Annotated in this window: 36 protein-coding genes and 1 tRNA gene; 9 read left to right on the forward strand and 28 right to left on the reverse strand. The window is 41.1% G+C overall.

Going from position 1 to position 26,742, the window contains the following annotated elements:
- Positions 1-166: 166 nt before the first annotated feature.
- The 4 genes from NSQ83_RS12445 (at position 167) to sinR (ending at position 3,380) form a co-directional block, all read left to right on the forward strand.
- Complete coding sequence (locus NSQ83_RS12445) at positions 167-1,840, forward strand: SNF2-related protein (protein WP_198878635.1); 1,674 nt, start codon at positions 167-169, stop codon at positions 1,838-1,840.
- Positions 1,841-1,860: 20 nt separating this feature from the next.
- Positions 1,861-2,655, forward strand: coding sequence for a YqhG family protein (locus tag NSQ83_RS12450; protein WP_003230200.1), 795 nt, complete (start codon positions 1,861-1,863; stop codon positions 2,653-2,655).
- Positions 2,656-2,837: 182 nt separating this feature from the next.
- Positions 2,838-3,011 carry an anti-repressor SinI family protein gene (locus tag NSQ83_RS12455; RefSeq protein ID WP_003230187.1) on the forward strand — a complete coding sequence of 58 codons (174 nt, stop codon included), beginning with the start codon at positions 2,838-2,840 and terminating at the stop codon, positions 3,009-3,011.
- A 33-nt stretch (positions 3,012-3,044) separates the two neighbouring features.
- The gene (gene sinR / locus NSQ83_RS12460) at positions 3,045-3,380 is read left to right on the forward strand and encodes a transcriptional regulator SinR (RefSeq protein WP_003226345.1); all 336 of its coding nucleotides are present in this window, start codon (positions 3,045-3,047) and stop codon (positions 3,378-3,380) included.
- A gap of 92 nt (positions 3,381-3,472) precedes the next feature.
- On the opposite strand, the gene tasA is transcribed toward sinR, so the two are convergent.
- The 3 genes from tasA to tapA form a co-directional block, all read right to left on the reverse strand.
- Positions 3,473-4,258 (reverse strand): biofilm matrix protein TasA, encoded by a 786-nt coding sequence (tasA, locus tag NSQ83_RS12465; protein WP_014664586.1) that lies wholly within the window; start codon positions 4,256-4,258, stop codon positions 3,473-3,475.
- A 63-nt stretch (positions 4,259-4,321) separates the two neighbouring features.
- Positions 4,322-4,894 (reverse strand): signal peptidase I, encoded by a 573-nt coding sequence (locus NSQ83_RS12470; protein WP_072692741.1) that lies wholly within the window; start codon positions 4,892-4,894, stop codon positions 4,322-4,324.
- A complete protein-coding gene (gene tapA, locus NSQ83_RS12475) occupies positions 4,878-5,639 on the reverse strand; it encodes an amyloid fiber anchoring/assembly protein TapA (RefSeq protein WP_198878634.1) in 762 nt (253 codons plus the stop codon). The genes NSQ83_RS12470 and tapA overlap by 17 nt, the downstream gene beginning before the upstream one ends.
- Before the next feature lie 271 nt (positions 5,640-5,910).
- Between tapA and NSQ83_RS12480 the strand changes: the two genes are divergently transcribed.
- Positions 5,911-6,237 carry a YqzG/YhdC family protein gene (locus NSQ83_RS12480; RefSeq protein WP_003246051.1) on the forward strand — a complete coding sequence of 109 codons (327 nt, stop codon included), beginning with the start codon at positions 5,911-5,913 and terminating at the stop codon, positions 6,235-6,237.
- Between the two features lie 41 nt (positions 6,238-6,278).
- Here NSQ83_RS12480 and NSQ83_RS12485 read toward each other — a convergent pair whose 3' ends face one another.
- From NSQ83_RS12485 to corA, 10 genes are all read right to left on the reverse strand, one after another.
- Positions 6,279-6,458, reverse strand: a complete 180-nt coding sequence (locus NSQ83_RS12485) for a YqzE family protein (RefSeq protein ID WP_072175549.1) — start codon at positions 6,456-6,458, stop codon at positions 6,279-6,281.
- Between the two features lie 70 nt (positions 6,459-6,528).
- On the reverse strand, positions 6,529-6,903 hold the full coding sequence (gene comGG / locus NSQ83_RS12490) for a ComG operon protein ComGG (RefSeq protein ID WP_133953114.1): 375 nt from the start codon (positions 6,901-6,903) through the stop codon (positions 6,529-6,531).
- Positions 6,904-7,287 (reverse strand): ComG operon protein ComGF, encoded by a 384-nt coding sequence (gene comGF / locus NSQ83_RS12495; RefSeq protein WP_032726158.1) that lies wholly within the window; start codon positions 7,285-7,287, stop codon positions 6,904-6,906.
- Between the two features lie 25 nt (positions 7,288-7,312).
- Positions 7,313-7,660 (reverse strand): ComG operon protein 5, encoded by a 348-nt coding sequence (gene comGE, locus NSQ83_RS12500; protein ID WP_080529537.1) that lies wholly within the window; start codon positions 7,658-7,660, stop codon positions 7,313-7,315.
- Positions 7,644-8,075, reverse strand: coding sequence for a comG operon protein ComGD (comGD, locus tag NSQ83_RS12505; RefSeq protein WP_080529538.1), 432 nt, complete (start codon positions 8,073-8,075; stop codon positions 7,644-7,646). The genes comGE and comGD overlap by 17 nt, the downstream gene beginning before the upstream one ends.
- On the reverse strand, positions 8,065-8,361 hold the full coding sequence (gene comGC, locus NSQ83_RS12510; protein WP_003230162.1) for a comG operon protein ComGC: 297 nt from the start codon (positions 8,359-8,361) through the stop codon (positions 8,065-8,067). The genes comGD and comGC overlap by 11 nt, the downstream gene beginning before the upstream one ends.
- Positions 8,362-8,374: 13 nt before the next feature.
- Entirely contained in the window at positions 8,375-9,412 is a 1,038-nt protein-coding gene (gene comGB, locus NSQ83_RS12515) for a comG operon protein ComGB (RefSeq protein ID WP_044052501.1), read from the reverse strand.
- Positions 9,399-10,469, reverse strand: a complete 1,071-nt coding sequence (comGA, locus tag NSQ83_RS12520; RefSeq protein WP_129134318.1) for a competence protein ComGA — start codon at positions 10,467-10,469, stop codon at positions 9,399-9,401. The genes comGB and comGA overlap by 14 nt, the downstream gene beginning before the upstream one ends.
- A 211-nt stretch (positions 10,470-10,680) precedes the next feature.
- A complete protein-coding gene (locus NSQ83_RS12525; RefSeq protein ID WP_129134319.1) occupies positions 10,681-10,878 on the reverse strand; it encodes a hypothetical protein in 198 nt (65 codons plus the stop codon).
- A 1-nt stretch (position 10,879) separates the two neighbouring features.
- Positions 10,880-11,833: a magnesium transporter CorA gene (corA, locus tag NSQ83_RS12530; protein ID WP_198878633.1), complete on the reverse strand. Its 954-nt coding sequence runs from the start codon at positions 11,831-11,833 to the stop codon at positions 10,880-10,882.
- 142 nt (positions 11,834-11,975) lie between these two features.
- Here corA and NSQ83_RS12535 point away from each other — a divergent pair, with 142 nt between their 5' ends.
- Positions 11,976-13,301, forward strand: coding sequence for a hemolysin family protein (locus tag NSQ83_RS12535; protein ID WP_198878632.1), 1,326 nt, complete (start codon positions 11,976-11,978; stop codon positions 13,299-13,301).
- A gap of 56 nt (positions 13,302-13,357) precedes the next feature.
- Here the strand turns inward: NSQ83_RS12535 and rsbRD are convergent, their stop codons facing one another.
- Positions 13,358-14,194, reverse strand: a complete 837-nt coding sequence (gene rsbRD / locus NSQ83_RS12540; protein WP_015714260.1) for an RsbT co-antagonist protein RsbRD — start codon at positions 14,192-14,194, stop codon at positions 13,358-13,360.
- Positions 14,195-14,280: 86 nt separating this feature from the next.
- On the opposite strand from rsbRD, the gene NSQ83_RS12545 reads away from it, so the two are divergent.
- A tRNA-Gln gene (locus NSQ83_RS12545) sits at positions 14,281-14,351 on the forward strand.
- Positions 14,352-14,417: 66 nt separating this feature from the next.
- On the opposite strand, the gene mgsR is transcribed toward NSQ83_RS12545, so the two are convergent.
- Complete coding sequence (gene mgsR / locus NSQ83_RS12550; RefSeq protein WP_003230147.1) at positions 14,418-14,798, reverse strand: transcriptional regulator MgsR; 381 nt, start codon at positions 14,796-14,798, stop codon at positions 14,418-14,420.
- Between the two features lie 231 nt (positions 14,799-15,029).
- On the opposite strand from mgsR, the gene NSQ83_RS12555 reads away from it, so the two are divergent.
- On the forward strand, positions 15,030-15,275 hold the full coding sequence (locus NSQ83_RS12555; RefSeq protein ID WP_003226300.1) for a DUF2626 domain-containing protein: 246 nt from the start codon (positions 15,030-15,032) through the stop codon (positions 15,273-15,275).
- Positions 15,276-15,314: 39 nt separating this feature from the next.
- On the opposite strand, the gene NSQ83_RS12560 is transcribed toward NSQ83_RS12555, so the two are convergent.
- Positions 15,315-15,950 (reverse strand): MBL fold metallo-hydrolase, encoded by a 636-nt coding sequence (locus tag NSQ83_RS12560; RefSeq protein ID WP_088467263.1) that lies wholly within the window; start codon positions 15,948-15,950, stop codon positions 15,315-15,317.
- A gap of 156 nt (positions 15,951-16,106) precedes the next feature.
- On the opposite strand from NSQ83_RS12560, the gene NSQ83_RS12565 reads away from it, so the two are divergent.
- Complete coding sequence (locus NSQ83_RS12565) at positions 16,107-16,280, forward strand: DUF2759 family protein (protein WP_003230141.1); 174 nt, start codon at positions 16,107-16,109, stop codon at positions 16,278-16,280.
- Positions 16,281-16,311: 31 nt separating this feature from the next.
- On the opposite strand, the gene NSQ83_RS12570 is transcribed toward NSQ83_RS12565, so the two are convergent.
- The 12 genes from NSQ83_RS12570 to NSQ83_RS12625 all read right to left on the reverse strand — a co-directional run bounded on the left by NSQ83_RS12570 (position 16,312) and on the right by NSQ83_RS12625 (position 26,579).
- Entirely contained in the window at positions 16,312-16,626 is a 315-nt protein-coding gene (locus NSQ83_RS12570) for an MTH1187 family thiamine-binding protein (RefSeq protein WP_003230139.1), read from the reverse strand.
- Positions 16,627-16,628: 2 nt separating this feature from the next.
- A complete protein-coding gene (locus tag NSQ83_RS12575) occupies positions 16,629-17,690 on the reverse strand; it encodes a hypothetical protein (RefSeq protein ID WP_198878631.1) in 1,062 nt (353 codons plus the stop codon).
- A gap of 61 nt (positions 17,691-17,751) precedes the next feature.
- On the reverse strand, positions 17,752-18,882 hold the full coding sequence (locus NSQ83_RS12580; RefSeq protein WP_198878707.1) for a M14 family metallocarboxypeptidase: 1,131 nt from the start codon (positions 18,880-18,882) through the stop codon (positions 17,752-17,754).
- An 81-nt stretch (positions 18,883-18,963) separates the two neighbouring features.
- The gene (locus NSQ83_RS12585; RefSeq protein ID WP_072175544.1) at positions 18,964-20,880 is read right to left on the reverse strand and encodes an LTA synthase family protein; all 1,917 of its coding nucleotides are present in this window, start codon (positions 20,878-20,880) and stop codon (positions 18,964-18,966) included.
- 116 nt (positions 20,881-20,996) lie between these two features.
- On the reverse strand, positions 20,997-21,962 hold the full coding sequence (glcK, locus tag NSQ83_RS12590; protein ID WP_003230132.1) for a glucose kinase GlcK: 966 nt from the start codon (positions 21,960-21,962) through the stop codon (positions 20,997-20,999).
- 10 nt (positions 21,963-21,972) lie between these two features.
- Positions 21,973-22,188, reverse strand: coding sequence for a YqgQ family protein (locus tag NSQ83_RS12595; protein WP_004399107.1), 216 nt, complete (start codon positions 22,186-22,188; stop codon positions 21,973-21,975).
- A 109-nt stretch (positions 22,189-22,297) separates the two neighbouring features.
- Complete coding sequence (gene yqgP / locus NSQ83_RS12600) at positions 22,298-23,821, reverse strand: rhomboid protease YqgP (protein ID WP_198878630.1); 1,524 nt, start codon at positions 23,819-23,821, stop codon at positions 22,298-22,300.
- Positions 23,822-23,910: 89 nt separating this feature from the next.
- Positions 23,911-24,084: a hypothetical protein gene (locus NSQ83_RS12605; protein ID WP_003230126.1), complete on the reverse strand. Its 174-nt coding sequence runs from the start codon at positions 24,082-24,084 to the stop codon at positions 23,911-23,913.
- 66 nt (positions 24,085-24,150) lie between these two features.
- Positions 24,151-24,714 carry a 5-formyltetrahydrofolate cyclo-ligase gene (locus NSQ83_RS12610; RefSeq protein WP_046160591.1) on the reverse strand — a complete coding sequence of 188 codons (564 nt, stop codon included), beginning with the start codon at positions 24,712-24,714 and terminating at the stop codon, positions 24,151-24,153.
- 85 nt (positions 24,715-24,799) lie between these two features.
- Entirely contained in the window at positions 24,800-24,949 is a 150-nt protein-coding gene (gene rpmG, locus NSQ83_RS12615) for a 50S ribosomal protein L33 (RefSeq protein ID WP_003153056.1), read from the reverse strand.
- 83 nt (positions 24,950-25,032) lie between these two features.
- Entirely contained in the window at positions 25,033-26,112 is a 1,080-nt protein-coding gene (locus NSQ83_RS12620; protein ID WP_198878629.1) for a glycosyltransferase family 4 protein, read from the reverse strand.
- Complete coding sequence (locus tag NSQ83_RS12625; RefSeq protein ID WP_009967744.1) at positions 26,109-26,579, reverse strand: hypothetical protein; 471 nt, start codon at positions 26,577-26,579, stop codon at positions 26,109-26,111. Before NSQ83_RS12625 ends, NSQ83_RS12620 begins: the two co-directional genes overlap by 4 nt.
- Between the last annotated feature and the right edge of the window lie 163 nt (positions 26,580-26,742).

Genomic DNA, 26,742 nt, shown 5'->3' on the forward strand with positions numbered 1-26,742 from the left:
GCTCATATTTTCATGCTGTTATGGACATACTATAGCAATATCTTACATCAAATACATACTCATATCCTACCATCATCACTATATGCTGGGCAACAGCAATTTGGGCAGATTTTTCTTATATTATTCATCTTAAGAATCGAAGAATAAGAAAGGCGGTTTCAAAGCAATGAATACAGAAATGATCTACGATGCAAAATGGCCTGAAGAATTTGCTGAAAGACTGAAAAACGATGGCCCTTGGGCAAACTGGGAACTGTACAAGCTCTCTGCAGAAATCCAGAAAACATTAGCAATTCCAGATTTTGAAGGCTTACGGGCTCCTTTATATCTGCCTTCCTTTACGCCGCTCCCCCACCAGCTTGAAGTGGCGCAAAAAGTGGTTGAAAAAATGAACGGGAAAGCGATTTTAGCAGATGAGGTTGGTCTCGGGAAAACGGTTGAAGCTGGACTGATTCTAAAAGAATATATGATTCGCGGGTTAGCAAAAAAAATTTTGATCCTTGTGCCCGCTTCCCTTGTGTCACAGTGGGTCAAAGAGCTTCAGGAAAAATTTTTGATTCCGGCTGTTGAACAAAAGAAAAGCTATGTGTGGGAGCAATGCGATATTGTCGTCTCATCAATAGACACCGCGAAGCGCTCGCCCCATCGAGAAATCGTTCTGTCTATCCCATATGATCTTGTCATTATTGATGAGGCACACAAACTGAAAAATAGCAAAACGAAGAACTATGAATTTGTCCGGAATCTCGTAAAAAAATATTGCCTGCTTCTTACCGCGACGCCAATCCAGAACCGTATCGAAGAGATTTTCAATTTGGTGTCCTTATTAAAACCCGGCCATTTAGGCAGTCAGAATCACTTTCAGGAGGAGTTCGCCAAGAAGAAATCCAGTTTAGAAGCGCATGAACATTTAAAAGATCTTGTGAATAAAGTCATGATCCGTAACAGGCGGCATGATACAGGGCTGAATTGGAAACAGCGCCATGTTGAAACAGTGCCGATTCAATTTTCTCCATCAGAGCAGGCGCTTTATGATGAAATTTCTCGCTTGAAGGAAAGTATCAATAAACCAGCCAGCATGTTCTCGATTATGACCTTGCAAAGAGAATGCTGTTCGAGCAGAGAAGCGGTGTATATGACGCTGAAAAAGATGCTTGATCAAAAAGAGAAACAAGCACCTGCCATTGATGAGGATACGATTTCAGTTTTAATAGAGCGCATCAATCAAGTGACACAAAATTCTAAAGCGCTTCAAGTTGTTGATTTGATCAAAAAGATCGACGATAAGGTCATCATTTTTACAGAATACCGTGCAACCCAGATTTATCTGCAGTGGTTTCTTCAGCAAAACGGCATCAGTTCTGTGCCGTTTAGAGGCGGATTTAAACGTGGGAAAAAAGACTGGATGAAGGATCTTTTCCGCGGAAAAATCCAAGTCCTTATTGCAACTGAAGCAGGCGGTGAGGGAATTAACCTGCAATTTTGCAATCACATGATCAACTATGACCTGCCATGGAACCCGATGCGGCTTGAGCAAAGAATCGGAAGAATTCACAGACTCGGGCAGGAGCGTGACGTCCATATTTATAACATGGCGACAAAACATACGGTGGAAGAGCATATTCTAAAGCTTTTATATGAAAAAATTCATTTGTTTGAAAAAGTGGTCGGTGAACTTGATGATATTTTAACGAAAATTCAAGTGAACAATTTTGAAGAGCACCTTCATGACATTTTGTATCACTCAGCAACAGAAGAAGAAATGAAAATAAAAATGGATAACTTAACCTCATTTTTGTCTTATAAAAAACAGCTGCCTGCTGAAAAAAGAGGATCTTAGCCTGTAAGGAGGTTTTATTAGTGAGACAGCAAGAGGTTCACGATTTTCTGCTGCGTTTTTTTCAAGCAAACAGCTGCCAAATCGTCGATCAAGGCTTAGGCTATATGACAGTGCAGCTTACAGTTGAAATGGACAAACAAATCATGAACCGCCCTTTCTACTGGCATTGGCGCGAGAAGACAGGCGGTGATCCGAATCCAATGAAAATCACTTTTATTACAGATAAAGAAAATGCGCCAAAAGACCTAGATGGTGAATTTATATATTTTGGGGCCCCGCGTCTTTTTCAAATATTTAAAGCTGTTAAACAAAATGGGAGATTTACCAGAATGTATGAGAAAATTGAATCAGCCGGAGCTAAAGTCCCACTTCAGCCTTGGCTTGGTATAAATGTCACGATTTCATACCAGTCCGACATGAAAAAGGATAAGTTATTGTCACTAGGTCTTCACCTAGTCTCTGGAACGATAATTGAAGATTTTCAAAGCAAGCTGACCCAGTTTTCACTGACGTCTCAAATATGTGACTATTGCTTCACCATTTCACCTATGATCAAACCAGAAAGCGGACTTAAGCGTATGGAAAACTATATTTCCAAATCCGCTATGCAGGAGCCGTCCGACTGGGCGGAACAGGCGGTTAACAGGTGGAAGAATGATATGACATTGCTTGATAAGTTTTACGAGCATATAGAAGAAAAACCAGAAGAATACCATCTAGAAAAACAGGCGCTGAAAACCTTGTATCAACCAAAGATATCAGTTGAAATTGAAAATGGCGGATTGTTTTATCTGCAAAATAATATTTCAAGCTAACTTTTTTACCATTCGACATCATTCTCGTTTTTTTTGAGAAAATACGATTATAATAAAGGTATATTGGAAAAAAATTCTGGTGATTTAATGGCAAATGACTTCCAGAGACTAATGAAGCATACAATAAGTCATGGCCGGACTGGCTGAAATACATAAACAAGTATTTTAGGAGGAGAAACTGCATGAAGAATGCAAAACAAGAGCACTTTGAATTGGATCAAGAATGGGTTGAATTAATGGTGGAAGCCAAAGAGGCAAATATCAGCCCGGAAGAAATACGAAAATATTTACTTTTAAACAAAAAGTCTGCTCATCCTGGTCCGGCAGCCAGAAGTCATACCGTAAATCCTTTCTGAATGTGCTATAATATCACAAGGAAGGTGATGACATTGATTGGCCAGCGTATTAAACAATACCGTAAAGAAAAAGGCTACTCACTATCAGAACTAGCTGAAAAAGCTGGGGTAGCGAAGTCTTATTTAAGCTCAATAGAACGAAATCTACAAACGAACCCCTCCATTCAATTTCTCGAAAAAGTCTCCGCTGTTCTGGACGTCTCGGTTCATACTTTGCTCGATGAGAAACATGAAACCGAATACGATGGTCAATTAGATAGTGAATGGGAGAAATTGGTTCGCGATGCGATGACATCCGGGGTATCGAAAAAACAATTTCGTGAATTTTTAGATTATCAAAAATGGAGAAAATCCCAAAAAGAGGAGTAGTGCCTGAGCAGAGGCACTAACTCCTCTTTTGTCAATAACCATCGAGACGGCCCAGTATATGAATACTGGGCCGTCTCTTTTTATGGCTGTTATTAATTTTTATCCTCGCTGTGCGCTTTTTCATTTTCTTTCACATAACCGTCTTTATCAGTATGGTCCTTTTTGATTGTCAAGCCGTTCCACTGTGTAGCTTCGAACGAGAATTGAAGCTTAATGGAGTTGCCTTGATATTTATTTTGAACCATAAGCCCGTTTTCATCTTTTGTTTTATCATCTTTGAATTGGATTTCCATTTGAACCTGATCGAAGTCAGTTGGTGTTTTTGGAACACCATCATATTCAGGAGCGGTTTTACCGTCAATTGTTGCTACATTGACTTTACCGCTTGCATGTAAGAATTTAGGGTCTATTTGTTTTTTGATTTTTTCAGCAGCCGCTGCATCATTTTTAGCAGACATCAAATACAAGTCTTTAAGGTTCGCATCATCTAAAATAATGTTTTTCGGGTAACCATTGCCGCCCTCTTTTCCAACTGTCAACAATGTCACTTCAAACTGGCTGAGGAAATCTTCTGGAGATGTATTGCTGCCGCCGTTTGCTTTAAAATCTCCATAATTAAGCGCCATTAAAACTTCTTTGATCGCAAGTGATCCGTTATTTTCAAATTGGAAATCCTTTGTCAACTTATCTCCCGGCTTTAGATTTGATAAGTTCACACTCGCTGAATTCTCTTTAGCAGATAAATCAAGCGTACCTGATGCAAAAGTAGCATCCTTTGATTTAATGTCGTTAAATGCTGCCCATGTTCCTCCTCCAACTAAAGCTAATCCTAGTGCTGCAGAAGCAACTCCTAAACTCAATTTCTTTTTCATACCCATGGTAAACTCCCCTTTTATTGAATGATTTTATATCGAAACCTGTTGCCAGGTTTACAACTGAAGTTAAGTAGACATGGTGCTGTCCTTTGTATCTGTTTCCAAGGCTTTTGTCTTTCTTTCAATTTCTCTAATGGCGCTGCTGATCGTCACAAAAGCGTACACTAACAGCATCACGCCGGGAACAATCAATAATACAGCCGTTCCAATCGGCTGACTGGCAAAATGAAGCATATAGCCGGCATATGGAAGCTGAAAACCTGTGTATTGCGCGCGAACATTTTCGTCCGATACAGGCGCTGAATCAGCTGCTGCATTATTATCACCTTGTGTTTTAAATAACAAATGGTCTCCTTGCTTTGTTATGTCAACAATTCTGTGGGTGACCGCCGTATTTGCATCCTGCATAAATGTAATAACGTCACCTTTTTGGAGCTCTTTCACATCAGTGATTTCTTTGACCAATATTAAGGAACCTGTATTGAACTCCGGCTCCATCGAACCTGACAGAACTGATTTCAGCGTATACCCAAACACCGCCGGCTCTCCCCCGGATGAACGTGTTGAAATCACGACAAGTGTCAGCACAATAATAAGAGTAAAGATGATCACGTATAAAATATTACTGATCAGCTTCATTGCTTTTTTCATCCTCTTCCCCGCTTTCCTTCTGGTCTGATTGAGTTTCATTTTCTTTGGTTACAGCTTCTTGAGATGTTTCTTCTTTCATTGTTTTTTCCTGTATATCCTTTTGTGTTGTTTCATTCTCCTTTTTGACGTCCGACTTTGTTTCTTTTTTAGGGACTGTCGGTTTTTCATTGCATTTTGCAAGCGTCATAGGCTCCGACCACTCAAATGTACTGCCGTTTGCCGGGTAGCCTGCCGGTTTATATACTTTAAATGCATAAATGCCGGGTTTCATTTTTTTCTTGGTCTCAATTTTATAAAGTGAATCGCCGAATTGATTGGAGACAAATCCTTTTTCGATCACGTTCCCATCCTTTAACGGTTTGCGGGCATTTTCAAGTTTATGAAGCTCCCACTTCCACTTTGATTTCTTAAGTTTCTCACCTGTATTTTCGAGCACAGCAAATAAGGCGAAAGGTGAGCATACAGTGCCTTTCGTATCCGTTTGATCTGATATGTGCAAATCACTTTGATCCCAGCGTTTATCATAATGGCAGTTTTTATCTGTATGCTGAAAGTCTTTACACGTTTGAAGTGAGACATCAAATGTTTCAATATCATGAAAAGCAGCGCTTGTATCATCGGAAAATTGTAAGCATATTGCGGCAGTCAGACTGAAAATGACTGAAAGCTGAAAGATAAGCAGAACTTTCAGTTTCGTCTTCGCCTTTTGCTGATTGTGAAACAATCGAAACATATCTTACCTCCTGTAAAACACTGTAACTTGATATGACAATCGTTCTCTTTAAAGAACTTCACAAATAGAGTATAATCAACGATTTATAGATTTAAAAACACCGAAATCGCTCATTTCGTTCGTTTAAAAGAATGTTTTCATCATATTACAAAGTCTTGCTCAGTATTGCTCATTTTTTCAATTTTTTAGAAATTTTTGGGATTGTTATGTGAGAATTTAAATGCATATCCCATTATTATTTGGTAATAATAAACAAAGAAAGGGTGACAGCATGATGATCAAACAATGTGTGATTTGTCTATCTCTTCTCGTCTTTGGCACCACAGCCGCTCACGCAGAAGAAACACCGCTTGTAACCGCCCGCCACATGTCCAAATGGGAAGAGATTGCTGTAAAAGAAGCAAAAAAAAGGTACCCGCTCGCACAGGTACTGTTCAAACAAAAAGTATGGGACCGTAAAAGAAAAGATGAAGCAGTGAAGCAATACCATTTAACTCTGAGGGAAGGGTCAAAAGAATTCGGCGTTTTTGTGACGATTTCATTTGATCCTTATAGCCAAAAGGTCAATAAAATCGCCATATTAGAAGAATATCAATAAGGTCCTCCATTTTTTGAAGGACCTTATTCGTTTATTTGCGGTTATTTTTTCCGTTTCAGCCAAAGTCGGAAGCCATAGGGTAAAATACCGAACCACTGCTGGGAAACAGGCGTTCTTGTTTCTTTCCGCACCTCTTTTCGTTCTTTTCGCTCATCTCTCGGAGTATCTATATATTTGACAAATTGCTGCGTCATATATTTAACATAATCATTCGTTTTCACGTGATCACCTCATCATTCAATTATTATGAGTGTTGTCTCACATGACTTTTTTTATACCCTTTACACTGTTTTATTCTGTCCATCTCAGCAGCTTTTTCTGTTTTTGGTCAAACACGATCTGTGCAGTTCTTTCTGTTCCCGACTCCGTTGACACTCTTAAGTTGATTTCTTTTTGTTCTTTTATCGATGTATCATGAATGTAATAAGAAACCCGTCCATATGGAAATTGCTCCGTACCCTCCTGGCCTTTCCGTTCTTCTAGAACATGCCGAATCGAAAGAAGCACCCCATTTTGAAGCAAATTCTCTCCTATGTATAACTCTTTTGTTTCCTTCTCAAACATGCAGCGTGAAATATATTGAGCAGCAGCAAAGTTCACGATTAACAGCACAAGCGCTGACACAAAAAGAACAGCTGGATAAATAAACCCTCTTGTACGATACATTCACCCCCCTCCTAAATACGAATAGACTGGAAAAGCAGTTTGATACACTTTTTGGTCCTCACTCTCAATTTTCAGCAAAACAACACCATTTTCAATATCAGCTTTCATGGCAGTAATATGATCTAAAATCGGAACATGCCCTTTGCCATCCACTCTTTTTCTTATCATTGAATGATAAATGTCAAAACGGATGTCTTGTCCGGAAAGATTGGTGCAGATTAACACGCTCCCATGCTCGGCTGTCTTAACTGCCTGTGACTCCTTGCATTCATTCATCATCTGTTCTATAGAAATCATCCATTCTTGCTGTGTGAAACCGTCATGTTCCTGCTGTCGAGACAAAAACAGATGGAAAATCGCAGCTAACGATCCTGATATGAGCAAAAAGACTGAGAGCGAAAATAATACGTTAAGAAGGGTGTAGCCATTCTGTCTGCAAAATGCTGAGGCAAAATGATTTTTCTTTATAAGCTGCGGCTTTGATACATACGTTTTGATATTCGCCCTCCTCCTCCCACTTCATTGCATAGATATGATTGTTCTTTGTAATCGTTTTTGACGCGGCTCCTTCACCACTCATGACATATTTGCTAATGCTCTCATTCATCATCTGATAGCCAATTTCTCGTGATTCCGCCATTTTTTCATCAGACATCAGCTTGTCCCACAAGGGGACGACTGTCAGCAGCACAAACAGCCACAGGCTTAGCGCAGACATTGTTTCTATTGTAGAAAAACCTTTATTTTCTCTCCACATTGACTCTCCCGCTCCCTAGATAAACTGTTATGTCATAAGCGTCATGGCCTATTACTCGTATTTTTCCGCCTGCATTCGGGTGCCCTTTCTCATTAAATTCCAAACGGTCTTTTAATGTCAGCAGTTCTATAGAAAGTCCCGTTGCATACGGACGTTCAATGACCGTATCACCAATGACTAATTGATATTCTTTTTTATGAAAGAGAATTTTTGTTCTTTGTTGACGGGAAATAGCAGTCTGCTGTGTGAGCATAATATCATTTTTCAGCTGCCTTGCTGCCTGTCGGACAGCTGTATTGTCATAAGCAGGAGGAAGTGTAGTGAAGACGGCCACCAGGAGGATAGAGGCAAGGCTTAACACAAGCAAACTTTCTAAAAGGGTAAACCCCTCCTCCTCGTTTAATTTAATGTTCAACCTTAACTTCTCCGCCGGTGATGATAATGCGCTTACCATTTGGACAGACAGCATCCTTTTTCACATAGCCCTCTGACTGTAAATCGGCAAGGCTCGGAGTTTGTCCTTCATGATCAAGCTCAAATGCAGTCATTTGTGCCTTAACCATGTTTTGTAAGCCTTCACAGCCCTTTTTTTGAATGGTTTGGTTATGTTTCGTGACGTTCGGTATCGTAATTAAAAGCAAAATCGAAATAATAAAGAGCACGATTAACATTTCAACAAGTGTAAATCCTTTCTCATTCATCAGCCTCTTCCTTTCACATTTGATTCATCATCTGATACATAGGCACAAGCATAGATAAATACACAAGTAAGATCATCGCTGCAACAAATCCATAAATCATTGGCTGAAGGATGCCTGTCCATTTTTGCGCTTTGTGTTCCAGCCGCTGTAATATGAATTGGCTGTATGTGAAAAGCTCCCGATCCAATCGGCCGCTCAGCTGGCCGTGAGATATGACTTTTGATAAATCAGTTTCATAAAAAGGGCTTCCACAAATAGCGGATTCAATTGACTCACCGGCTTTTAGCCGTTCAATCAATTGTTCAGCCTCGCAGCGGTAGAAAGGGAGAAACGTTTGATGTTTAAATGCATTAAGGCTGTCATAAATTGAGAGGCCTGATTTTAAAAGACTGCTTAGCTGCAAAGAAAAAAAGTAGCTGTTAAACAGCTTGACAAGCTTTCCAACCAAAGGAATCCTGATACAAATCAGCATTTGCCGGGCAGGTGATTTTTTCTTAAACACAAGCCAATAATAAATCCCGATACCTGCTGTAAAAAGAACAAGCAAAATGATCACAAGATCAATATGCTGAAAAAAAGCAAAAAGCATATCGGTTGAACGTGAGGTTTCCATATTCATCGATTGATAGATACCGGAAAACTGAGGAATGATGATGGACTGTAACATATAAAACATGACAGCGACCGTAAAGATGAGGAAAAGCGGATAGCGCAGCACTCTTTTCAGCTGGTCTGCCTGTGCAATTTTTCGTTCCAGCAGCTCTCCGCTCTGGATCATTGAAGCAGGCAGTTCACCATGTGTTTCAGCAAAATAACAAATACCTACGGCTTCCTTATGAAATGACAAACTCTTTAGTACTTGATAAAACGGAGCCCCTTCCCTCAAACAAGTGACCGAATCAGTCAAGTCAGCAGCCTGCCTCTTATTCATCTGAAGTTCCATCAGGCGTAATCCATCCAGAAGTGTATATCCGCCCGCAGTCATTTCACCGAGCCTCTTTAATAACCTCGCTTGATCCTTTAACAACCAGACTTTTCTAATCTTTTTCATGATAAACCCACCGGTCATAGTTGTTTGTCGTTAAATAGCCGAGCGCAATTCCTTTTCTGATAATTTGACGAAGCGTTTGATATTGGTAATTTGCATGATTTCCTTTTGCCTCCTGGATACATTGCTGAAGATTTTTCCCGTATAGAAGCTCATAAACGCTAGCTCTCCTAGTATTTCGTGACTGTCGGCAATACACTGATGAACATCCGTTTTCACAAAACGGGCAAGCCAAATCAACCAAGCGCTGAGCCGCTATTGCAATGACAGTCTGTTCGATTTCATTCATATTGATACCGAATTCAAGCAGTCTGTAAATTGCGCCCTTTGCGTCTCTCGTATGAAGGCTCGTTAGTACCAGATGTCCCGTCATCGCTGCCCGCACCGCAATTTCAGCTGTTTCCGCGTCTCTGATCTCACCTAAAATAATCATATCGGGGTCATGGCGCAAAATTGCTTTCAGACCTGCGGAATAAGTTACACCGGCTTTTTCATTCACCTGAACCTGAAGAACATCTTCGTCCCTTGTTTCAACAGGGTCCTCTAATGTGACAATATTTCGATTAAAGTGTTTTTTTGCATATTGAACGAGAGAGTATAATGTGGTAGTCTTCCCTGAACCAGTTGGCCCGGTAAAAATGAGCATGCCATGGGAATGTTTTAAAAACGAGAGTAATGTGGCTCCTGTCTTCGGAAATAGCGACAATTTATCAATCGAAGGGATATTGTATTGGGGCATCACTCTGATCACGAGGCTTTCTTCATTAATTGTGGGCAGCGTTGACATTCTTAAATGAACATTTCCCTCTTTCAGCTTTAACGTAAGCGAACCGTTTTGCGGCTTTCGCCTTTCACCTATATCCATTGCTGAAAGAAATTTAAAATGTGAAATCAGTCTTACGCTCTCTTCTTTTTTCATGTCCCTTTTTTTCAGCAAGGCATGATCGACCCGAAAATGAATGATAGCGTCCCGCTCCCTCGGCACGATGTGAATATCAGAAGCCTTTGTTAGATATGCCTCTTCAATCAAGTTTTTGCTTACCTTTTCTATTGAATCCAATTTGATTCCCTCTCCTTTCAACGCATATTGTAGAAAAAGAAGAAAAGGTAATCAAACAGGGAAAACGTGATTTTGTGAGATGTTATATGCTGAAAAACCAATTCTTTCTGGCAAGAAAAAAAACTTTCAACTGAATGTGCCCCTTTCATTATGATTTTCCCAATAATAAAAAAGCAGACATGGTCACCATGCCTGCTTGATTCCATTTTCATTATGCTGTTTTCGCTTTTTGACCAGTATCTTTCTCAACGGAAAGGTCGCCTAATGCAACAATACCGGTCATTTGGTCATTTTCAAGAATCGATAAACTGTGGATTTGATGCTCTGTCATAAGCGCCTTGACATCGTATCCGGTCACCCTGATATGTCTGGTGAAAAAGCGGGGCACGCTGCACAAAATATGAAACATCCTATAGAGTCCGCCTTTTTCGAGGTTTCTTTTTCTTCTTCCGCTCCTGCAGCATATCTCCCGTCCAGCCTTTTTTCCTCAAATAGAGATAGATCAGGACTGTAGATGCGACAATCAATAAGAGAGAAAAAAGATATCCGTATTTCCAATTCAGTTCCGGCATCACTGAAAAGTTCATCCCCCATAAGGCACCCAGAGCTGTAATCGGCGTAAAAAGCGTCGTGAAAATGGTCAGTGCTTTTACAATTTCATTCCCCCTGTGTGAGGTAATGACTTCCTCTGAATGCAGCAGATTGTTAAGCTCCCCTTCAAATTCGCTGATGTATGTAAATCCCCTGTCAATTTTCAGTTGTGTCCGCTGATAATCCTTTTTCCCTTCATTTTGAGGTAAAAAGGTTTCTTTCAACGCCATTTCAATTTTTTTGGCGCTTAATATTAAATTTTTCCAAATCATCAGTTCATGGCGCAGGAGATGGACGCGGTTTAAAATGCTTTTGCTATTGTCGTCTTTAATTTGCCATCTGAGCTTTCTCAGCTTTACTTCAAATTCATCAACACCGATTAAATACGCATTCATTAGTTCGCCGAGAAGAATTAAAAACCCCTCTATCGCATTGTCCGCTCTTTCCATTTGCCGAACAACTTCTTTTCCTTTAATCTCTCTCAAAATCGAAAAATCAAAGTTGATTGTAAAAAAATATTGTCTGGTGATATAAAAGTGAAAAACAGTATGATCTTTTTCTTCACCAAGCCCCTGATCATAAACAATCGACCCAAATACCGCTTCATTTTCCGTTTCAGTTGTATCTACTCGCAAAAAATTAACGTGATGGTTATTTTCAAACCACTTTTCACACTGAGGCCAGTGAGAAAAATGGATTAGATCCCTTGCCTTACTTCTTTCTTGAGGCCCCATTTGGTACCAAAACCAATCCTTTCCCGTATGTGCCTTCATATCAAGCTCCTCCAAACTTTTGTTCTTTATTCTTTAATTGCCCAATAACCGCGTCACTAAACCAATCTGCCGCTTCAACACATGTTTTATGAGCATTTTCAGGTGGTATGGAATGTAGAAAGACATCGGAAAAGGGAGGTGCATGCCTTCCTTGGAGAAGGCAGTTGTTTTGGAATTTGTCAATTTACTAGCAGTCGCTATTCTCATTTTGTTAACAGGATTTTTTGTTGCCGTAGAATTTTCAATCGTAAAAGTGCGGCGATCCAAAATTGATCAGCTTGTCGCAAAAGGAAAGAAAGGTGCTAAAGCGGCAAAGCATGTCATCACTCACCTTGATGAATATTTATCAGCCTGTCAGCTGGGCATCACAGTCGCAGCTTTAGGACTGGGATGGCTTGGGGAACCGACTGTGCAAACTCTGCTTCGACCGCTTTTTCATAAAGCAGGCTTAAATGAATCGCTTACCCACCTACTTTCACTCGTCATCGCATTTTTAGTGGTTACGTATTTAAATGTCGTTATTGGGGAGCTGGCTCCAAAGAGTTTCGCCATTCAAAAAGCAGAAAGCATTACCTTGTTGTTCGCTAAACCGCTTATTTGGTTTTATAAGATCATGTTTCCATTCATTTGGCTGTTGAACCACTCTGCCCGATTGATTACAGGAGTGTTTGGGCTGAAGCCGGCATCAGAGCACGAGCTGGCATATACAGAGGAAGAACTTCGGGTCCTCTTGGCTGAAAGCTATAAAAGCGGCGAGATCAGAAAAAGTGAATTAAAGTACATGAATAATATCTTCACCTTTGATAAACGAATGGCAAAGGAAATTATGGTGCCGCGAAATGAAATGGTCAGTTTGTCACTAGATGAAGACTCCATTTCAAATCTTCAGGAAACAGTCAAGCAAACAAAATATACACGGTACCCAGTTGTAAGAGAGGATAAAGATAACGTTATTGGCGTGATTAATATGAAAGAAGTGCTGTTTTCCATGCTGACGAAAGATTTTTCAATCAAGAAGCATCAAATTGAACCTTTCGTACAGCCCGTTATCCATGTCATTGAGACGATTCCTATTTATAAACTATTGCTGAAAATGCAAAAGGAACGCACTCATATGGCGATCCTCATAGATGAATATGGCGGAACGTCCGGTTTGGTCACTGTCGAGGATATTATCGAAGAAATTGTAGGAGAAATCCGTGATGAATTTGATGCGGATGAAGTGCCTCATATCCGCGAACTTGGAAAGGATCATTACTTGTTAAATGCAAAATTATTAATCAGCGATGTTAACAGCCTGCTTGGAACTGATTTATCAGACGCTGAAGTAGACACCTTGGGCGGCTGGTTTTTGACACAAAACATAGACGCTGAGCCTGAAAGTACCATAGAATATGATGGCTACTCTTTTAAGGTAAAAGACATCAACAGCCATCACATTTTATTTATAGAAGTTAAAAAAAGCTGAATAGCCCGTGAAAGGCTGTTCAGCTGCTATCTTTCAAGATAAACATGGCAAAGGCATCAACACTCTTTTATTTTAAACCCTTTATTGGCCAGGGCTTTAGCAAGACTTTGCTCGGTTTTCACATTCGAAAAATCCAGACCCAGCTTCACGACAGTTTGGGCAATTTCCGGCCTGATTCCTGAAATAATCGTCTCAATGCCGAGCAATTTGGTGCTGTCAATCACTTTAAAAATTTGATAGGCTACCATGGTATCAACGATAGGAACGCCCGAAATATCTAAAAATAAATACGAGAGCTTTAACGCTGAGCACTGCTCCAGCACAGACTCCAAAATCGTCCTCGCTCTGTGCGTATCAATTTCACCGACAAGCGGAAGAATCCCAATTCCATCAGTAATCGGCATAATCGGCGCACTCAATTCATTAATCATTTCTTTTTGCGCGTTTAATTGTATCATGGTCACCTGGTGATATTCTTCCGTAAATACTTCGATGATCTCATCAATGTTTTGATTCAAGATCCGGCTCCACTCATAAAATTCCTGAATGCTGATGTCTTGAGAAGAAGCTTCGCTGAATTTATGAATCCATTCAAACATGATGTGCCTGAAAGTGTTAAACTGGCCGACACTTTGTGTAACCGTCACTTCATGAACGGCACGGTCTCTGGCGCATTGAAGAGACCACCTGTTGAGCTCATCCTCTACGTCTTCTTTTCTAAGGGATTTTGCTACGATGGTCACCAATAATTCATGCTGGTCTTTTAACTTTTGTTCTAGTTTTTGCTGATCTTTCGCTGAATACAGCCAGCTGCCTGTTGATGTGCAAACTTCCAGCCATTGTTGTGTGATATCTTCTTTGTGCTCTGTTAAGTGCTGATCAAGAGCTATCATCTTAATGAGCTACCTCCTGTTTTTGAAAAATGTACGCTATATATGTATAACGCGTCTGCCTTTACACATACTATGTTTAGATTCAATGGGCTATAGCCAAGCGGTAAGGCAATGGACTTTGACTCCGTGATCGTTGGTTCGAATCCAGCTAGCCCAGTTTCTGAACAGGTGAAAAACCGAAGACAAGCTGATTCGAATAAATCAGCGGATCTTCGGTTTTTCATCATGCAGATTGATGAACCGTTTTCTTCTTCGATAACTTCAACAGTTCTCCCGGGTTATAACCAATCACCAGCTTTTTGTTGTCTACTAGAATCGGGCGTCGCAAAAGCTTCGGCTTCTCGATTAAAAGTTCCAGCACCTCATTTACCGTCATTTCTTCAATGTTTAAATTTAAATTTTTGAAAGTCTGGCTTCTTGTCGCCAAAATTTCATCAATTCCTTCTGTCGTTAACGATAAAATGTACTTTAATTCTTCTCTTGTCGGGGTTTCTCTGAATAAGTGCCGTTCGTTAAATTCAATTTGATGTGCTTTAAGCCAATGTTTTGTTTTTCGGCATGACGTGCAGCTTGGATATGAGTAAAAAGTTAATTGTTGTTCCATTCGTTTTTTCCTCCTCAGTTAACCATCTCTTTGTAGAATAACTACCCGGATCATTTTTCATTTAAACCATTTACAGAACTTTTTTCGGATTATTTTTTAAAAAACATTCATACAATAGAAAACACAATCAAAGGGACAAATTCCATTTGTATATCAATAATGAAAATGTTTACATTTCTAGGTGTGATCTATTATAATAACAGTCAGAGGGACTCTCGGGAGGGGATAAAAATGAATCGCATGTTCCGGGTGTTAGGATTTTGGACGGGAATTTTTGCAGTCATGTTTTATTTAGGTGATATGAAAGATGCTTCCCTTTTATTTTTTGGACAGACGATCTTATTTGTGTTTCTATCGTATTTGAACTTAACCGAACGCATGTATATTTATATTTTTGGCGCTTATTTAACAATTTTCTTCGCCGGCTTTACATATTACTCAATTTTTATTATGGTGCCCGGCGGCGGAGGCCATTAAATGCAGAAAGAGACAAACCTTATCGGTTTGTCTCTTTTTTTACAATGAAAACCCATTTAAAAACGGATTTTGGTCCTGCTCAGTCAGTACGTCTGTTTCAGGTCCATGGCCGCTTAACACCAGCGTGTGTTCCGGAAGCGTAAGCAGTTTTTCATGAATGGACGTCAGCAGCGTCTCTTGATTGCCGCCTATTAAATCCGTACGTCCTATACCGCCTTGGAACAAGACATCTCCGGAGATAACCAAGTCTGCATCTTTCACGTAGTAAGACACACTGCCTGGTGAATGTCCCGGCGTAAATAATGTTTCCAAATGAAACGGCCCGATATTCAACTCACCGTCGCCTTCAATTAGATGATCTGCAGGCTTAGCTGTCACTTCTATCCCTCGCAGCATGCCGGAGCCGTTTAAAGAAGCATCCGTAAGCCAATTTTTTTCATTTTGATGCAGGTAAACAGGAATATCCCATTTTTCTCTCACTTCATCAAGCGCCCCAATATGGTCAAAATGGGCATGTGTAAGCAAAATGGCTAAAGGCGTCAGCCCTTTTTCTTTTATGTATTGATTGATTTTATGTCCCTCGCCGCCCGGATCAAAAATCAGGCATTGATCATCACTGATGAGAAAATATGCGTTCGCTTGAATCGGCCCTACTGGCATTCGTCTCCATTTCACTATTATCACCTCTTTCTTTTTTATGCTCTTATTATGAGGGTTTTTAAAAAAAGATTCAAACAATCGCAATGAAAACGCTATCGACAAACCTATAAAAAACAGGTAGAATAAAACTGGAAAGAATTGCAGGTTTTTCAATGTAAAGGGGGCTGTGTTATGTTACTTGTCGTGATTTTCGGCCTTGTCGCTCTTTTCGCTTTATGGGGAGTCTTGCGTTCTGTTAGAAATAAAAATATACTCGGGTTTTTATTAGCCGGTGCCACCTTATTTGTCTTTGGATGGTTTACCGTGATGACCGTAATAAACAGCGGGTATCCAACCGCACATTAAAACCTGTATCCGATCGGATACAGGTTTATTTTTATGGCTGTAAATGTTTATTGACACTTTCTATTTTGCTCTCAAGCGTCGTTTTTTTGTCACGCCTGTCATCGATACGGATATTCGTTGCCACTCTGTGCAATCCTTTTTGAAATGGCGCTTCGTGAATTGCCTGAATGACTGCAAAAAGGTCACTGAGTTCTCCCTCGATCAGCGTATTCATCGGTGTCAGCTGATATTTGATTTTCCCTTCTGCTTGATATCCTTCTAATATCTTTTGCACATCGGCTACGTAAGCACTGACACTGGGTGTTTCCGTACCGATTGGGATAATGGTTACATCTGCGATAGCCATCGTTATTCCATCTCCTTTTGATCAATGATGAGTTGCTTCGTTTCATGTGATTTCAATAAAATAATTTGCTCAAAATGAAAGCCGTATAACGCATATTTCCCGTTCGGAGATATTTGAATCGGCTCCATTTCCCGCAGAGACACAAGATCTTTTGTCTCTCCCGATGCTACATTGATTGCTGCGAGCTTATATGCATCGCCGCTTTGTTTGAATGTATAAAACAGGCCTCCTGCTTCATCATAGTCATACTCCATTGGAGCCAAACTTGTATATTTCGCTTGGAGCGGCCATTTCGCTGTAACAGGTGATGTTGATTGCGGCGTTTTAAACTGATACGTCCCTTTTCCTCCGGAAGCTGATTTGACAGTAAAACTCATTTGATGGAAAGAATCGAAGAATAGAACGTTATCCTCAAGCTTCTGTTCCGTCTTAGAAGCTGTATCGAACGTATATAAAGGCCCTGTTTTATCGTCTCTTCCCTCTTTTACATAATCAAATGTATTTTTGGATGTCCAATGAATGAACGGAACCTGTACTGGGCTTAAGAAAGATTCGTCTTTTTTAGCATTCACCTGATATGTATGGAAATTCCAGTTTTCATTGAATTCCGTCACCATCATTTGATAAGGATCATACTGATTCCAAGCAGCTTCAAGCTCATACGTTTCGTAATCTTTTTCGTAAAGCGTCTCTCCTTCTGCATTAAGCAAAACCACTGCCGTCTTTTGGCTATGTGTGATTTGCAGCAGAATCATCTGCTCCCTCGCATTGATTTGAACATCAACGATTTGACCATCCGTTTGATAGAGCTTTTTCGCTTTGCCTGTAAAGATGCGGTACGCAAAAAGCTCTGTTTTCGTCGGATTAGACGCAGTATATAATATTGTGCTGTTATTCAGCCAGCCTTCCGCCCCATCCGCTTTTTCCGCGGAAAGCGGTATGATGTCTTTTTTCTCATCTTTTGCCGCCGATGCCTGTTTTTGCTGCTGATGAGATGGTTCGCATGCCGATAAACTAAACAGCAATACCGCCAGCAGAATAAAACAAACTGATCTCATCAGCATTCCCCTCCGATCATCTTTATTCTCTCATATTTGCTTCGGCAGAAAAAATAAAAAGTTTCAGTTACTCATGAAAAAATAACGCCCTCCACAAGATGCCGCTTGTTGCGTTATATATGTGTGAAAACTGCTGAAACGGCAAAGGATTTTGGCCTTTTCCAAGTTCCACCGTATACCCTTCCTTAAAATAATAGTGAATAAACCAATCTCGAAATCCAGCATAGCTGTCTATATCCCTTACTCCCTTATAAATGTTCCCGCTTAACTCCTCAAAATCCTTTATGACGGCAGCAGATTCCTCAGGCTCAAGGCCTTTATAGCCCCAATAAATTTCTTCTCCTTGAGTATGAAGAGCCAGCAGTCTGTCAGGCGGATTCTCCGTGATCAGCCGGTACATCGCAATAGATTCCGGCTCCGTAAGCGGAGAGATTCCCGGAAAATCGCGGTAGCTGGGTGCTGTCGGTTTTCGGTATTTTTCAATTTCCCATAATGATGGAAATTGTTTATTTAAATCAACCCCGTTTATATTCGCCTTCCATTCATTAAAATTCGGACGATGTTCATTTAGCCTTTCGAGCTCATCTCTTCTGGCTCCCATGACTTCTGATCCGTTTAAAACAAGATCAACGCCATCCGGATTGACAAGAGGAACGAGGGATAAGGATGTGCTGTTAAACAGCTTCATGGGAGAAAAGCCAAAGAAAGGCGAATTGCAGCATAATGACATACAGTATTCCTTAAACCATTTTAGCAGGACAGACGTTGTAATCCACTCATTCGCATGAAATGACGCGTTCATATGGACCTTTTTTACGGCATGCTCCCCACCAGCCTTCAGCTCCCAGATAGGCCTGCCGAGTACAGAACGGCCAATTTCCCGGCATGAGACAAACGGAAAAACATCAATAATCTTCTTTATTTCCTTTTCAACAGCTGAATCATCATAGATTTTCTCTTGCTCAATCCAGCTATCTGAAAGTTTCAGCTGCCGAGGCTGTAAAAAGCCCTTTATGTCCTGAATGGTTTGAAGCTCTTTGCCGCTATGCTCCTCTATCACATAACCAGGGCAATACAATTGATGTTTTTGTGCGGAGCGATTTGCACTTTTAAGCAATTCCTCGTCTATCTTCAGTTCTTTCGCCACATTGGCCAAATTGTTCTTGATCTCAGGTTTCACAGTAATAAACGCCATCATCATCCCCCTTTTTGTTACTATATGACAGCGTATTTAAAAAAAGAAAGCCTCCCGCTCACTTTGACGCGGGAGACATTGTGATTACGATGCCTGATCAAGCATTTGTTTTTCTTTCCGTTTTGACGAATTGTCCAGCCTTTTCTGATCATAAAATCGCAACAAATCCCCATAAATGATTTCATCAGAAAGTGATAGCTCCTGTTTTGCTTTATCAGCAAATGCTTCACATTGTTTTGTCTCTTCTAACGGTTTTCCCGTCTCTTTGTCATAACACGCACCGTCTGTATAAACAACCTGATCTGTGATAAAGCTCCCGTCCCGGAGCACCGCAAAGTCCAGTTTTTCGTCTGAAAGCAGATCGTTGCCGAATTGAATTTGATCTTTCGTATCAATCCCTAAAAGATTCATCAGCGTCGGCCTAATATCAATCTGCCCGCCTACTGTTTCAATGGTTTGCGGCTTTTTATCAGTAATACCCGGAATATGAATGACCAGCGGCACTTTTTGGAGCTGTACCTCTTCAAATGGAGTTATTTCTTTTCCTAAAAACTGCCCCATCGCTTCATTATGGTTTTCTGATATACCATAATGGTCACCATATAATACAATAACAGAGTTGTCGTATAACCCGTCTTCCTTCAGCTTTTCGATAAACCGTTTTAGCGCCTCATCCTGATAACGCACTGTCGGAAAATATTTATTTAGCGTCTGGCTGCTTGAATCATATTCATCAATCAATTGATCCTCTTCATCAAGATCAAACGGGAAGTGGTTCGTCAGTGTAATCAGCCTCGAGTAAAACGGCTGAGGCAGATTTTTCATCAGCTCTGAAGACTGCTCAAAAAATTCTTTATCCTTAAGTCCCCAGCCGACTGAATTTTCGTCAGTTACATCATACGAGTTAATATCAAAAAACGAATCATATCCAAATGAGTCGTACATTAAATCACGATTCCAAAAGCTCTTATTATTAGCGTGGAGGACCGCTGAATAGTATCCGCTGTTTTTCAAAATTTCAGGAGCGGCCATATATTGATTGCCCGCATTCGTAAAAAACACGGCACCTCGTCCAAGCGGATACAGTGAATTGTCCACGATAAATTCAGAATCCGAGGTTTTCCCCTGGCCTGTTTGGTGGTAAACATTATTAAAGTTGTAGCTCTGTTTTATAAAGTCATTCAGAAAAGGCGTGATTTCTTCTCCATTCAATTTTTCATTAATCACGAAGCTTTGCGTCGACTCTAAGGATACGAGAATGACGTTCCTTCCTTTTGCAGCGCCGAATAAGCGTTTGTTGGCATCCTTCGCATTAGCGGTTACGTAGTTTTCAATTTCCGTTAGGCTGTTGCTGTCTGCCAACGCTCTCTGTGCGGATTGCTTTGACTGAAGAACGCCATCGTAAATATGAAAATTAAACAGGCTAATGTTTTTAACAAGCATTTCTCTGTCAAATGAGCGTGTCAATAGCTGGGGTCTTTCCGCCTCAGACAAGCCCAGGTTGAAGAAATAAACAGAAGCAACGAACAAAAAATAAGCCGCCCGTTCATTTTTCGTTGAGGGAATGTCCGATTGAAAAGCTTTTTGCCGGATGTGAAGCCATATTAAAACCGCAATATCCACAGCTAATAGGAGGTCTGTCGGCTCAAGAAGTGTTCCGATGCTGCTTCCGAGATCACCCATATTGCTCGTTTGAAAAAGAACAGGGATTGTTAAGAAATCATTGTAAAAACGGTAAAAAACCATATTTGCCAGCAATACAAACGTGACAAGACAGCTCATCGCGATAATGTAGCGATTTCTGTTTTTGCCTTTTAAAAACAGGCTGAGGCCAAAAATAAGCAACAAAAAACTCAATGGGTTGATAAACAGAATAAATTCCTGTGTTAGATTGTCGATTTTAATATGAAAACTGGTTTTGTAAACAGCATACGTTTTCAGCCACATCAATAAAATGGCAATCAGCATAAATGAAATCTTCGAAAAAAACGTTTTTCGCATTTCAACCTCCTATGCAGCACGCTCAAAAAAATCAGTCTATTCCCAACATTCTCATTAACACATCAAATTAAATCTTAACCTGAGCACAACAAAAAATCAATTTCATTTACACAAATTTAACAATTTTGATGTTTCAGCCATTCATTTTTAGCGATCCAAGCGCCTCCGATAACGCCGGCATCATTTCCAAGTGCTGCGATTGAAATATCAGCAGCTTGGGCTGCCCGCGGAAACGCGCATTTGCGGAATGTTTTCTCGACTTTTGATCTCAGCAATTCTCCGGCTCTCGATACGCCGCCGCCAAGAACGATTTTGGACGGATTAAGCGAGCTTGCCAAATTTCCGAGCACCAAACCAAGGTGCTTGGCTACATAATCAACCACCTCAAGGGCAATTTCATCGTTTTCACCGGCCGCTTCAAATACATCCCGCGCTGACAATTGTTCGGTTGCTTTTAAACGTGTCGTCTTTTTAGCATTTGCTATTTTTTCTTTTGCAATTCTTACAATTCCGGTTGCTGACGCAATTGTTTCGATACAGCCCGTTTTGCCGCAGTTGCAGGGCGCTCCGCCTTCAGGGATGCTGCAAATATGGCCGATTTCTCCGCCGGCGCCATTTATGCCATGTACAATTTCACCATTTGCAATGATGCCGCCGCCAACTCCTGTGCCAAGCGTCACGAGAATGACGTCTTTTGCGCCATCACCCGCTCCCTTCCACATTTCCCCGAGCGCAGCAATATTCGCGTCATTTTCTATAACAGCTGGGATGCCGGTTTCTGTCTCCAGATGGTTTTTCAAAGCATAATTTTTCCACCCTAGATTTACTGTTTCGTAAACAACTCCTGCCGCCATATCTACAGGGCCTGGTGCACCCATTCCGATGTATTTGATGATGTGCTTCGGTTTTTGCAGCTCATCCAGCTTGCTGTCGATAGTTTTTGCAATTGTGACAGTAATCGTGTCGCCGGTTTTATCAGTCGGAACTTCCCACTTATGCTGAATTTCGCCATATTGATTAATAAAAGCGAGTTTAATCGTCGTTCCTCCCAGGTCAATGCCCGCAAACCATATCTCGTCCATTTTTATCACCTTAGCCTTTATAAAAATCTCTTCCGTTTTTTGTTTGTTCTAATTCTTTTCGAAGGACAGCTGCCGCTCTGGCCCACTGCTCCTTTTCAATCATGTGGTTCATGTATAATTCCTTTAATTCATCCAGCATAAACTCAATTTCAAGCTCTCTGTCTCCAAAATAAACAATGTGGCCAAACGTTTTTAACAGCTGCTGCACATCATAAAATGTATTCATTTTCCTCACCATTTCTTGAACTTAACTACCATAAGCGTATTCATAAGGAAGCGGTCAGTCAAGAAGAAAACGCTGACAAAAAAGCCAGCCTCCTTTCCATATTCCACCTTTATGATTCTTTATTGTTTTCAATTTGTTGCTGCAGCTCCTTGTAGCGCTGCTCCTTCGGCTCCAATTTTAAAGCCAGCCTGATGGCCTTTTCTGCTTGTGCAAGCTCATTTTTTTCCGCATACAATAAGGCTAAATTGTAATAGGAAGCATGGTCTTTAGGTTCTTTTTTCACCGCTCGTTCCAAAAGGAAAACCGCCTGATCATATTCGCCGATTTGAATATCAGATACAGCAAGAATTTTCAAAAGATCGGCAGAGGCATCTTTTTGCGCTGCTTCTCCGTTCAGCAATTCTGTTACTTCTTCATACTTTCCTTCCTGATACAGCTCGCTTGCCTGCTGAATCAGCGCTGACTCCTGGTGTGAAGGCGAATGCAATCCGTAATATAAAAATCCGGCAGCCAAAGCAATCAGCAAAACCGCTGACAACAATCTTTTTCCAAAGGCTCTGGCTTTGGGCAACCCCAATGCCGCTGCAGCGAAAAAGCCGCCAATCAAGCCGCCGATATGTCCTGAATTATCAATATTCGAAACCGCAAAACCAAAGCCCAGATTGATGATAATAATGACAATAATATTGGTTCCTATGGTTCTTAAAAACATTTTTCGATTGGACAAAGCAACATACAGTAATGCGCCTAAGCATCCGAATATGGCTCCTGATGCGCCTGCCGAAGGATACGGGCTGAACACAAAACTCGCAATCGAACCCGTAATGCCAGCAGCCAGGTAAATCAGCAAAAACCTGCCCGATCCATACATCCGCTCAACCGCTGTACCAACCGACCATAAAGCCAGCGTATTAAAAGCTAAATGCGCTATGCCGATGTGAAGCACGATCGGTGTCAGAAGCCGCCACCATTCTCCTGCTGCAATCAGGCTGTTTTCTTTTGCTCCAAAAGCGACCAGCGTCTCCGTATTAGTGCTGCCTCCGTTTATTTCGAGCAAGAAAAACATCAGGATCTGAAGCGCAATAAATAAATATGTAAAAATCGGTTTTCCGTTTTGAAAAACCGCCGCTTCAGTTTTTCTCTGTTCTTCTTGTTTCAGCACTAGCGAAAGGAAGCGTTCTCGCGCCATTTGCGCGTCTTCAAACGAAGCGTGTTCCTCTGTACAATCTTCTGGACGAAATGATGGAAAAACCGCTTGAAGATCATCTCGAAGCATCGTTCCTCTAACGATCGCCGGCTCAACTGACACAGTTCCCTTCTCAAAAGTTTTTTTTGCAATCTCTTCCCAGTCATCAACAGGGGCTTCCGTTGAAAAAAACACATTCAGCAGCTTCATCCTTCGTCTGCCCAATTGATGTCTGACTCGTTCTACTCGTTCGGCCTGCTCTTCGATGTCTCTAACCATTTCTTGACGGAAATCAAGATCGTGCTTATAAAGACGAACTAGATCATGAGAGGACTTGTCCGGCGCTTCCAGCCATATTTCATCTGACTCACCGGCTTGTATGACGCCATACCCGTTATTCACCAGGTGCGCCGCAATTTTCCAATATGTATACTCCAGCAAAAACATGTTTACCGCTCCAATAGTTTTTTTTCATTATAACAGCTAGCGCTCCGAAACGCCTACTGAAAGCAAAAAATCCCGTTTTTCACGGGATTTTAGAAAGCTTGTTGTATAAACTTATTGCGGATAAATGGAATTCTTAAAAACAAATGGATAAAAGACCGCCTGATTCCTGGCTGGCTGAGTACAGTATTCATAAGACGGTAGCGATTTTGATAAAACATGACGGCAGAAACAGCGAAAATGGCATATATCAAAAGTTTTTTCATGATATCCCTCCTGCCAATAGGATTTGTTATTCTGCCTTATTTATTCTCGAATCAGGGGCAGGAAAGTTATGAAAAACAAGAAATGATCCGATCCTCTGTTATCAGCTTATGTACCGGGATGTCATGCGGCAGACTGGGTACGTGCGCAAACAGCTGGCACTCCAAAAGCAAAGAGACTGTCTTCCCTTCATATGCACTTAAATAGCGATCATAATAGCCGCCTCCAAAGCCGACCCTAAACCCGTTAACATCAAAACAAACACCTGGAACGATCACCAAGTCAATTTGTGATGGGTTTACTTCTTTTGTTTTTTCAATTACCGGCTCGAGCAGTCCGGCGTAAACGGTTTCGAGCTGATCATCGGTCTTATATGTCCGAAATTGCATTTTCTTCGTGTCCGGATGGCATTTTGGGATGCAAACTTGTTTCCCTTCTTCCCAAGCCTGCTCAATGACAGGACGCGTCGGTATCTCTAATCCTCTGGAGATGGTGACCGCAATGGTGCCGGCATTTTGCCACTCCGGCAGAGAAAACAAGTACTTATACATACGTTCCGTTTTTTGAAGCAGATCTTCATTTGATAAAGCAGACAGTGCCTCCAGCGTCTTTTTTCTTAATTGTGATTTCATCTCTCATCCCCCCTCGGAATAGAAAAAAAGCCAGAACCTTTTTCAAAGCTCTGGCTTTTTTCTTACACCTCAAACAGCAAGGCTGTTATTTTGTTTCACGGTGTAACGTAGATTTTTTATCACGTGGGCAATATTTTTTAAATTCAACGCGGTCTGGATTGTTGCGTTTGTTCTTTTTAGAAATATAGTTACGCTCACCACATTCAGTGCAAGCCAAAGTAATATTAACGCGCATTATTTTCCCTCCAAACTAAAATCATTTACTTATTCAGACTTATATATAATACCACTATAATGGACGGAATGCTAGGCTGTTTTTCAATGAATTGCTGAATTATTGAAGATACGCTCATAAAGCTGCAAATATGATGACATAATGAGTCGGGGGTGGTGGAGCTTGAACACTTGTTGTCTGCCAGCTTCTTTTATCCGGCGGGCTTTTTCCCGGTCTTTTAAAAAGCTGTCCAGCAGATCAGCCGCGTCCTGTACGAGCGTAAAATCAGCGATGACTGCCGTTTTGTCATGAACGGCATAGTCACAAAAACCACCCGACTGAGAAACGACAGTCAGCACACCTTGTTCCATGCTTTCTTGCGCGGCAAGCCCAAACGGTTCATAAGAACTAGGGAAAACAGCCATTTCACAGTGAGACAGTAACGTTCTGATGTCTTTCCAATTGAGAAACGGCAGGAATATGACGCGATCCTTCAGGTTATATGCCGCAGCTAATTTCTCATAGCAGGACAGAGACGGCCCCTCCCCAGCCAGCACTAGATAGAGGTCTGGCTGACGCTGCTTCAATATGGCAAACACCTTTAACAGCTGCGAAAATCCTTTTTCCGGAACAAACCTTCCATATGAAAAGAGGAATCTTCTATTGATGCTTCTTTGGATTTTCCCCTTCTCTTTCTCCATAGAAGCAGGGCTTGGGATAACGGTTATTTTTTTATGTGCCGCCTTATCAAGAGACCGCTTCATAAATGTGCTTAATACGATCAATGCATCAGCGGATTCTATAAGGAGCCGTTCGGTCTTGAGCCTGTATGGGTGTGGGGCTTCTCGGCACACCTTCTTCCTTTCGCTTTCAAGACCGTGGATTGTCGCAGCAAGCGGAAGGCCAAGCCGTTGTTTCAAATACTGGGCGGCAGGGGCAGTTGTGTCATCATGGGCATGAATCAGATCAAAGCGTTTATTGTGTGATAACACATGGCGAACCATTGTAAAGCTAGCATCAGCTATGTAATCTTCAAACTTCGCATACGAAAACAGCTGCCCGCTCGGAGTACAAACTGTAATGTTGATATGAGGCTTTAAATAGGAAATGAGGCGGTTTAAATGGACACCGAGCCCGCTTTTCGGCTCATCGGGATGTTCGGGTGAAAGCATGAGAATGTTCACCGTTCTTTTTCCCCTCTCCCATAACAGGTGTATGCAGAAAATTGCGCCTCCCACCTGGTGTGCGCTTCTTCAATCTGAAAACTGTTTATATGACGAATCCCATTTTCATCAAGATAGATGTCGTCTGTACCGGCAAGCTTGAGAGAGACATTCATTGAATTCACAATTCTGTATTCAGCCCGATATACAGCATCACCAGCCGCCTGTCTAATCGTCCATTCTCCTTTATCATAAGTTGTGCGTTTTGTCCTGACAGCTTCAATGTCTTTTCTTTTGATGACAATGCGCAATTCTTTTATCATATCCTGCGTTTTTTCGAAAAGGACCGCTTCAGCCAGCCGCATTGTTTCTTCTGAGATTTCCCAGCTTACGGTCAAGGTGTGAGCGTTTTGAATGATTATGTCGAATGTGTCCCTAAAAAAGGAAAGCTTATGTCGTATATTATAGGGAAATGGGTGTTTATCCATGGACTCCTAACATTCTCCTTTCCAATCGTTCACTTCGTGTTCCTATTAAACCATTACATGAAGAAGAAGCGAAGAAAGATTTCTCGACAAAATCTCGTTTTTTTCGCGAATTCCTTTAGAAACTATTGGTTTTATGGTATAAAAAAGAAGGATAAAAAAAGAA

The organism is Bacillus sp. PS217 (assembly GCF_037963535.1).
In the GTDB taxonomy this organism is placed as follows: Bacteria; Bacillota; Bacilli; order Bacillales; family Bacillaceae; genus Bacillus; species Bacillus subtilis.

Bases quoted from the DNA above. Each gene is read 5' to 3' on its own strand.
- NSQ83_RS12445 (WP_198878635.1), top strand. From the start codon at position 167: ATGAATACAGAAATGATCTACGATGCAAAATGGCCTGAAGAATTTGCT.
- NSQ83_RS12455 (WP_003230187.1), top strand. From the start codon at position 2,838: ATGAAGAATGCAAAACAAGAGCACTTTGAATTGGATCAAGAATGGGTT.
- tasA (WP_014664586.1), bottom strand. From the start codon at position 4,258: ATGGGTATGAAAAAGAAATTGAGTTTAGGAGTTGCTTCTGCAGCACTA.
- NSQ83_RS12470 (WP_072692741.1), bottom strand. From the start codon at position 4,894: ATGAAGCTGATCAGTAATATTTTATACGTGATCATCTTTACTCTTATT.
- tapA (WP_198878634.1), bottom strand. From the start codon at position 5,639: ATGTTTCGATTGTTTCACAATCAGCAAAAGGCGAAGACGAAACTGAAA.
- NSQ83_RS12480 (WP_003246051.1), top strand. From the start codon at position 5,911: ATGATGATCAAACAATGTGTGATTTGTCTATCTCTTCTCGTCTTTGGC.
- comGG (WP_133953114.1), bottom strand. From the start codon at position 6,903: ATGTATCGTACAAGAGGGTTTATTTATCCAGCTGTTCTTTTTGTGTCA.
- comGE (WP_080529537.1), bottom strand. From the start codon at position 7,660: ATGTGGAGAGAAAATAAAGGTTTTTCTACAATAGAAACAATGTCTGCG.
- comGC (WP_003230162.1), bottom strand. From the start codon at position 8,361: ATGAATGAGAAAGGATTTACACTTGTTGAAATGTTAATCGTGCTCTTT.
- comGB (WP_044052501.1), bottom strand. From the start codon at position 9,412: ATGAAAAAGATTAGAAAAGTCTGGTTGTTAAAGGATCAAGCGAGGTTA.
- NSQ83_RS12525 (WP_129134319.1), bottom strand. From the start codon at position 10,878: ATGTTTCATATTTTGTGCAGCGTGCCCCGCTTTTTCACCAGACATATC.
- corA (WP_198878633.1), bottom strand. From the start codon at position 11,833: ATGAAGGCACATACGGGAAAGGATTGGTTTTGGTACCAAATGGGGCCT.
- NSQ83_RS12535 (WP_198878632.1), top strand. From the start codon at position 11,976: ATGCCTTCCTTGGAGAAGGCAGTTGTTTTGGAATTTGTCAATTTACTA.
- rsbRD (WP_015714260.1), bottom strand. From the start codon at position 14,194: ATGATAGCTCTTGATCAGCACTTAACAGAGCACAAAGAAGATATCACA.
- mgsR (WP_003230147.1), bottom strand. From the start codon at position 14,798: ATGGAACAACAATTAACTTTTTACTCATATCCAAGCTGCACGTCATGC.
- NSQ83_RS12555 (WP_003226300.1), top strand. From the start codon at position 15,030: ATGAATCGCATGTTCCGGGTGTTAGGATTTTGGACGGGAATTTTTGCA.
- NSQ83_RS12565 (WP_003230141.1), top strand. From the start codon at position 16,107: ATGTTACTTGTCGTGATTTTCGGCCTTGTCGCTCTTTTCGCTTTATGG.
- NSQ83_RS12570 (WP_003230139.1), bottom strand. From the start codon at position 16,626: ATGGCTATCGCAGATGTAACCATTATCCCAATCGGTACGGAAACACCC.
- NSQ83_RS12575 (WP_198878631.1), bottom strand. From the start codon at position 17,690: ATGCTGATGAGATCAGTTTGTTTTATTCTGCTGGCGGTATTGCTGTTT.
- NSQ83_RS12580 (WP_198878707.1), bottom strand. From the start codon at position 18,882: ATGATGGCGTTTATTACTGTGAAACCTGAGATCAAGAACAATTTGGCC.
- NSQ83_RS12585 (WP_072175544.1), bottom strand. From the start codon at position 20,880: ATGCGAAAAACGTTTTTTTCGAAGATTTCATTTATGCTGATTGCCATT.
- glcK (WP_003230132.1), bottom strand. From the start codon at position 21,962: ATGGACGAGATATGGTTTGCGGGCATTGACCTGGGAGGAACGACGATT.
- NSQ83_RS12595 (WP_004399107.1), bottom strand. From the start codon at position 22,188: ATGAATACATTTTATGATGTGCAGCAGCTGTTAAAAACGTTTGGCCAC.
- yqgP (WP_198878630.1), bottom strand. From the start codon at position 23,821: ATGTTTTTGCTGGAGTATACATATTGGAAAATTGCGGCGCACCTGGTG.
- NSQ83_RS12605 (WP_003230126.1), bottom strand. From the start codon at position 24,084: ATGAAAAAACTTTTGATATATGCCATTTTCGCTGTTTCTGCCGTCATG.
- NSQ83_RS12610 (WP_046160591.1), bottom strand. From the start codon at position 24,714: ATGAAATCACAATTAAGAAAAAAGACGCTGGAGGCACTGTCTGCTTTA.
- rpmG (WP_003153056.1), bottom strand. From the start codon at position 24,949: ATGCGCGTTAATATTACTTTGGCTTGCACTGAATGTGGTGAGCGTAAC.
- NSQ83_RS12625 (WP_009967744.1), bottom strand. From the start codon at position 26,579: ATGGATAAACACCCATTTCCCTATAATATACGACATAAGCTTTCCTTT.